Raw genomic sequence first — 6,900 nt, forward strand, 5'->3', positions numbered from 1 at the left:
TCAATACAGCGTAAGAATTTCGTTGATTTGGCATGGGTAGTTTATTTAGCCCGCGCTGTACTAATACTAAGCTGATGCACGTCTAGATTGTACATTGCAATCGTTAATATTGTCCTTTGAAATATAAATGACTAATGACAACCCTCTCCTGAAGGAGACGCTCTTGCTAGCTTGCTTCCCCAAAGGGGTACATAAGTAAATATCCAATTTTATTTGCGTAACAGCTTACTAAATATCGATTATGGACTCAGCACTAGTTGCCATTCTCTGTTTTGAGAATTCCATTTAGGTAATTGAGTTTCGCCGACAACATAGGGTCCCCAGTAACGACGGGAACCATCTTGTGCGAAAGCAACTAAAATATCTCCCTTCTCCAGCTTTAAATTATTCTGAGGTAGGGATAAAATCAGTCCCTTTTCACTACCTTCTTGGGGAGCAAAATCCCAATGTGCCGGTACATCATACTTAGTAGATTTAGTATCAGAGCCTTTTGCTACCGACTGTCGCGCCAGTAGAGCCAACCGTACAGGCTGGTTTGTTTGATTACTCATTCGCAAAGTTCCTTGATCCTTGCTTTTGCTTGCTGATTTATCACGCTCTGCCAAGACAGGATAAGTATTTTCTTTAATATTAGGTTTTACTTGATTGGTTGAGGTAGTTGCTGGAGTTGATAGACTAGCGGAAATACCCTTTTCAAGTGAAACGGGTGTAGAGGAAGCCGTCTCCCACTGGGTAGTTTGAGTCGGCGGTTGTGAAGATGTATCTGGGTTTGTGGACTCAAAGGATACGCTCACTCCAAAGCATCCCACCAGAGTAACAAGCAGTCCCAAGCAAAAAACTGTAACACCAACGTTACGATATACTGAAGATTTCATATTGATAGTTATTAGAAATAAATATTTTGTTTAAGCTTGACCAAATAGTAGCCTATTATCCCAAAAGGGAATAATGGAAAGTAGTCTAATATAGACTTCCCTACAGTTAATGATATTTATGTATTATAATTATCATTTTAACTAGAAAATATTTAGAGGAAATAATTTCCTTAATGTCTGACAAACAAGAGTTAGAGTTGACTTTGACTTTGCGGTACTAGCTGCCCCAGCAAGGCGTTTTTTACCAACCCCTTAAATAAATCTAAGGATGCATATTTCATCTTGCGTTAGAATAAGCAGCCTTTTAAGGGGCTAGACTTTCCTAAACATGATAGGATGTGCAAATTTGAATCAACGCTGGAAACCCAGGACATATCTATAATATTAACAAACAAGCTGAGGCTAAAACCAGTATCCTGTTTTGAATATAGAAATATTTCAAGATATCTTGACTTTTCCCAAAAGTCGATCTGATGCAAAACACTCGTCTGAATAACTTATTCGATGCCATTGCTACACGCTTGGGGCAATGGTTTTTAAATCCTTGGCGGCGGCTATCGTTGCTGATCATTAATTTTTTGTTTGGTTTTTTTCTGGCAAACGTAGCTTCCACTACAGCCGGTCAACGAGCAGAATTAGACATTGTGGTAGCTGCTTTTTTAGTAATGTTGACGGAAATTACCAGTAGGATATTTTATAATCGCAGCTTTTTGGAAAGGCGATCGCTCTTGATAGATTCACTAAATCTCTTCAAAATTGGTTTCATCTACGGTCTGTTTCTCGAAGCCTTTAAGCTGGGATCGTAGGGTGGGAGATGAGGGAGATGGAAAAGCAGCAAGCAACAGAAGCGGCGTTAGCAGATGGGTTAAGGGCAAAAGCTTTTGGAATCACGCCGGAAAATGTCAATGAGGTGATAGAAAAGCGATCGCATTTATTAAAATCTGTCTTCCCAGCTTTTAGCCAATTCTGCCAAACTAGCCTCAAAGTCGAACCTAACGAAATGTTACAAGTATTGTGGGATTTTTGGTTACCTTTGGGAATCAAACTAGCATCGCAGCGCCAACAGTTAGAACGCCCCCTGATTCAAGGAATATTAGGAGGACAAGGCACTGGTAAAACCACAATGTCCAAGATTCTCAGTTTGATTCTCGATCACTTGGGATACCGAACTGTAAGTTTATCTTTGGATGACTTATATAAAACTTACAGCGATCGCTTGGTTTTAACACAGCAAGATCCCCGCTTGATTTGGCGCGGCCCACCAGGAACCCACGATATAGACTTAGGCTTAAATGTATTAGATCAAATCCGCCAGTTGCAAAGCCCAGTTATGCTTCCCCGCTTTGATAAATCTGCTTTTGGAGGTGCTGGTGATCGCACTACTCCAGAAATGGTGACGGATGTAGATATTGTACTATTTGAAGGTTGGTTTGTGGGTGTGCGACCAATTAACGCAAATGTATTTGATACTGCACCACCACCAATTCTTACAGATGAAGACAGAGTATTTGCCCGTGAAATGAATCTTCGCCTCCACGATTATTTACCACTGTGGAAGCGATTAGACAGCTTAATTGTGCTATATCCAACTAATTATCGCTGTTCTTTAGAGTGGCGCAAACAAGCGGAACAGCAGATGATTGCTGCGGGTAAATCGGGGATGAGCAACGCAGAAATAGAGCAATTTGTCAATTATTTTTGGCGATCGCTTCACCCGGAATTATTCATCAAGCCGTTGGTAAAAGATGCAACAGCAGTTGATCTAGTTATTGAGATTCATGCTGATCATAGCTTTGGTGAAGTGTATTGCGGTCGGACTAACTCCTAACTCCGTACAGACGCGATTAATCCCGTCTCTTAACGTTTTGACGCAGATTTAGAAGCGTTACTAAATAACCAAGACAAAAGATTTGCAACTGTAGCAGCCCCAAAAGAGAACAGCGCAATAATTGCATCACGAGGTAAAACGCCATCCAACCAGCTACCTTGTATTTGAGAAACTGGAAAATCCTGATCTAGACCAATTTGAATCTCTTTAGTTTTCCCAGAAAAGCGGGCTTCTATCCCTTTTTTAGGGACAATTTGGAGATGGCGTATCAGTTGAATATTTAAAGGAGTATCAGAATTTTCTCCCATGAGAAACTGATTTTGTTTAATGTCCTGTTCCTGTCCTACCATGCGGATTTTACCTTCTACAATAGTAGAAATTTTTAAATCGTCTCTGGCATCTTTACCATTTCTATCTAAATCTATAAATTTCACATCTTTGGTTTCTATCTTTTCTCTAAACCATTGCTCAGATTCATATTTTGGAGCTTTGCCTAAGGTAATAGAAATATTTGACTTTGGCGCGATTTCTAAATGAAAATTTTTATTATCTGGATTAACAATAAATTCTAACGGTGTTTGTTTATCTGGTTGATTTGGTAATTTGGAATCTAGTAATTCATAACCTTCTACTGTAACTTTTATTGGTTGTTCACCTAAATATAGGTCTAATGTATTTTGGTTATTTTTTAAGTCTAATTTAGAGTTAGATCGCAGAGAAAAAGCAAGCTGATTGCGTAAAAAGTCATAACTTAGTCCAGATACTTTTGTATTTGGTTGTAGTCGGAGTTCGTCTAAGTTAATATCACTTGTTGCTTGGAGATTAGCCGGAGCAATAATCCATCTACTCTCGCTATCTTCAAGCTGGATTTTTAAGGAATCTAACTGATTAAGTTCTGACCAAGTTTCACTTTTAAAATTGCCTGTAAAAGTTAGGGTTTGTCTGCCTTGATTTTCTAATTCCTTAATGCCGTGAATATCTTGAACAAAGAGTTTAGATACTTCTCCGTTATAGGTAAAAGTCATTTCCTTAGAAATGATATTACCTTCAAATGTATGTGTACCCGGTACAATAGCGGCAAAGGTGACGATAGCCAAAACTAAAAGTAGCAGCAACACCAACAATGAATTTCGATGATTTGAAATAGTTCGTAGGAAGCGCTTTAGGGCTGAAATACTGACTAAAAACAAAGCAACTAGATATGTTTTCAGGAAATTCAACCATTGGCGAATATTGATGAAGTTGGGAAACTTTTGTTTGGCTTTTTGCCGAGATGCCATGATTTATTTCAACCAATTTGGGTTATGTTCAAATACAATTCGCCTTTCTATGCGATCGCTAGGTTCATCTCTTCGGTCAATATTAGCAACATAGTGCAGTTCATAGCGCCCAGATGGGGCATTGCGACCATCCCAGGTAAAAATAGTTTCACCCTTTTTCGGGTTAGGGCGGGAAGTGCTATAGATTGCTGGTTGACCTTTGGAGAGGATTTCAAAGTTGGTAAATCTCACTCTGTCTTGGGAATAAAAGACAAATTCATACTTACCCGAAGTTTGCCCCAGAATGACTGGAACATATATAGGCTGGGAACCAAGATTATAGGATGCCACAGCGCGAAGGCTGTTAGCTGGTATTTTTGCTTGCCTGAGAACGTAAGTATCCCAGCTAAAGCTGAAACGCGAACCATTATTAGACAATAACAAGTCATCCATTTGATAGTGATAATTATCGCCCAAGGATTTCACTATTACTTGAGGATTTTTACCTCCATTGATGCGGGGAATTTGCACCGTGAGGGTTTTGCCAAAACTGGTTAAGTTTCGGGTAGCAATAGAAATCAGGTTCAAGCTATTGCCGCTTAATTCTTCTTCTTTGATACCTTCGCAGCGATTGGGTGGTTTGCGGTGGATATAATTGGTAGATTTTGGGTTCCCTTCTGGGCAAGAAGCAGCAGCAGGAAGATGGCTAATGCTGATAATTAATAGGCTGGCAAGAATAATTTTATAATTCATAATTTATTCAAAGTTAAAGAAACTTGTAGAGACGCGATTCATCGCGTCTATTTCATTTTCCAGGTAGACAGTTGTTTTTGAATTTCAGACATCGGATAAGCCAAATCTCGGCCTTCACCTTTCTTTTGAGCGAAGACAATACCTAAAAGCCGATTTTGCGAGTCAATTACAGGACTGCCAGAATAACCGGGTTTGAGTGCGGCTTGAGATATTTCTAATTGCTGGTTTTGATAGCTGATTTGTCCTGATTGCATAGACCAAGATTTATCTTCACCTCTTTGAGCAGAATGACCGATGATGCGAATGGGCATTTTCGGGGTGATTGCAGTTAAGGAGATGGGTAAGGGTTGGATATCTTCTGGCAGATTATCGGTAACTTCCAACACAGCTAAATCGATTTGTTTGTCTGTAGTCATTTTGAACAGCTTGGCATTTCGCCGCATTCGCACTCGGTTTGACGGCGGTGAACTGAAAAATTCAACCTGAATATTTTTACCCTGTTCATAGCCATCAAAAATAACATGACGATTGGTGAGGATTAATGTTCGGTTGCCTTCTCGCTGAATGACTACACCAGTACCAATCTCTGTTCCCTGGCGTTCCTTGATAGAAAACTCGGCAGTGATGCGTACCACAGAACGCTTAACGGGTACAGTTGGATCATCTTTAGGCAACCATTGGCGATCGTCTTTTACACTAGCTAGTTTATTCTGTTGTTCTGTCCATAACCGCCTTGCTTCTCTATTGTTGTTACTGGCATAGACAAAATTGGGATCAATCTCTTCTGCTTTGTCAAACTCATCAATGGCTTCTTTTAGTTTCTCTTGCTGTTGGAACATTAAACCCAAACCATTGTGAGCAAGAGTATGAGCGCTGGCTGGGGTTCCAGAATTATCTTCTGGTAATCTTAGGGCTTCCTTATAAGCGGCAACTGCTGCATCTAATTTATTCTGCTTATACAGCGCAATGCCGAGATTGGTGTAAGCAGGACTAGCATAGTTGGGGTTGAGTTGAATCGCTTTTTGGTAGGCATCAACTGCTGCATCTAATTTCTTCTGCTTTTCTAGGGCAATACCGAGATTGTTGTAAGCATAAGCATTATTAGGTTGGAGTTGAATCAATTTTTGTAAAGTAGCGACGGCAGCATCTAAAGCATCTAATTTATTCTGGTCAGTCAGGGCAACACTGAGATGGATGTAAGCATCAGGAATATTAGGCTTGAGTTGAATCACTTTTTGGAAGGCAGCGACAGCACCATCTAATTTATTCTGCTTATACAGGGCAATGCCGAGATTGTTGTAAGCAATAGCTAAGTTGGGTTTGAGTTCAATTGCTTTTTGGAAGGCGGCAACTGCATCTACTAATTTCTTCTGCTTATACAGGGCAGTGCCAAGATTGATGTAAGCAGTAACATTATTAGGGTCAAGTTGAATCGCTTTTTGGAAGGCGGCAACTGCATCTACTAATTTATTCTGAAAAAGCAGGGCTTTGCCGAGATTGTAGTAAGCATAAGCATCCTTAGGGTTGAGTTGAATCACTTTTTGGAAGGCGGCAACTGCATCTACTAATTTATTTTGCTTATATAGGACAATGCCGAGATTGTAGTAAGCAATAGCTACGTTCCTTATACCCACATAAGCTTCAGCATCATTCTTGTTGATTTCCAAAGCTTTCTGGTGCGCTGCTAATGCTTCCTCTAATTTCTCCTGTCGCCGCAAAGCATTACCCAAATTGTTATAAGCTTTGCCATTATTGGGTTCAAGTTGCAAAACTTGACGCCAAATTGTCTCTGCTTGGGAGTTATTACCCACTGTTTCGGCAGCGTTGCCTTGTTGAAATAGCTGTTCTATATTGTTTTGAGCAACTACAATCTGGGGTGTTGTAGCCAGAGATAGAGTTAAAAATAAAATAGTAAATATACGGTTGTGCATAATCATGCTAATAACTTCTCAGATTTTATCAGGACTCACGAAAAACTCGCCAAAAACCTGATGAATCTTTGAGACAGACTCGTGAATGAATCTTTGATACTTGTGAATGAGTCTTTAATACTCGCTAACAAGTCTTTGAACTCCGTCAATGAACCTCAAAGCTTCGTGAATGAGTCTTTGAACTCCGTCGATGAACCTCAGAGCTTCGTGAACGAGTCTTTGAACTCCGTCGATGAACCTCAGAGCTTCGTGAA

Annotated in this window: 6 protein-coding genes; 2 read left to right on the forward strand and 4 right to left on the reverse strand. The window is 40.0% G+C overall.

All coding sequences use genetic code 11. The features are described 5' to 3' along the window. Positions 1 to 239 precede the first annotated feature (239 nt). On the reverse strand, positions 240 to 875 hold the full coding sequence (locus V7L20_RS28975; protein ID WP_334747384.1) for a hypothetical protein: 636 nt from the start codon (positions 873 to 875) through the stop codon (positions 240 to 242). 473 nt (positions 876 to 1,348) lie between these two features. On the opposite strand from V7L20_RS28975, the gene V7L20_RS28980 reads away from it, so the two are divergent. After that, complete coding sequence (locus tag V7L20_RS28980; protein ID WP_334747385.1) at positions 1,349 to 1,681, forward strand: DUF565 domain-containing protein; 333 nt, start codon at positions 1,349 to 1,351, stop codon at positions 1,679 to 1,681. A 17-nt stretch (positions 1,682 to 1,698) separates the two neighbouring features. After that, positions 1,699 to 2,703, forward strand: coding sequence for a glycerate kinase (locus tag V7L20_RS28985; protein WP_442943653.1), 1,005 nt, complete (start codon positions 1,699 to 1,701; stop codon positions 2,701 to 2,703). A gap of 29 nt (positions 2,704 to 2,732) precedes the next feature. On the opposite strand, the gene V7L20_RS28990 is transcribed toward V7L20_RS28985, so the two are convergent. Genes V7L20_RS28990 through V7L20_RS29000 form a run of 3 tightly spaced genes read right to left on the reverse strand, consistent with a single transcriptional unit; the run spans position 2,733 to position 6,652 of the window. Further along, positions 2,733 to 3,983, reverse strand: a complete 1,251-nt coding sequence (locus V7L20_RS28990; RefSeq protein ID WP_334747387.1) for a hypothetical protein — start codon at positions 3,981 to 3,983, stop codon at positions 2,733 to 2,735. 3 nt (positions 3,984 to 3,986) lie between these two features. Beyond that, positions 3,987 to 4,715 carry a hypothetical protein gene (locus V7L20_RS28995; RefSeq protein ID WP_334747388.1) on the reverse strand — a complete coding sequence of 243 codons (729 nt, stop codon included), beginning with the start codon at positions 4,713 to 4,715 and terminating at the stop codon, positions 3,987 to 3,989. A gap of 47 nt (positions 4,716 to 4,762) precedes the next feature. Further along, the gene (locus V7L20_RS29000; protein WP_334747389.1) at positions 4,763 to 6,652 is read right to left on the reverse strand and encodes a tetratricopeptide repeat protein; all 1,890 of its coding nucleotides are present in this window, start codon (positions 6,650 to 6,652) and stop codon (positions 4,763 to 4,765) included. Between the last annotated feature and the right edge of the window lie 248 nt (positions 6,653 to 6,900).

Origin of the sequence: Nostoc sp., assembly GCF_036916735.1 — a bacterium.
In the GTDB taxonomy this organism is placed as follows: Bacteria; Cyanobacteriota; Cyanobacteriia; order Cyanobacteriales; family Nostocaceae; genus Nostoc.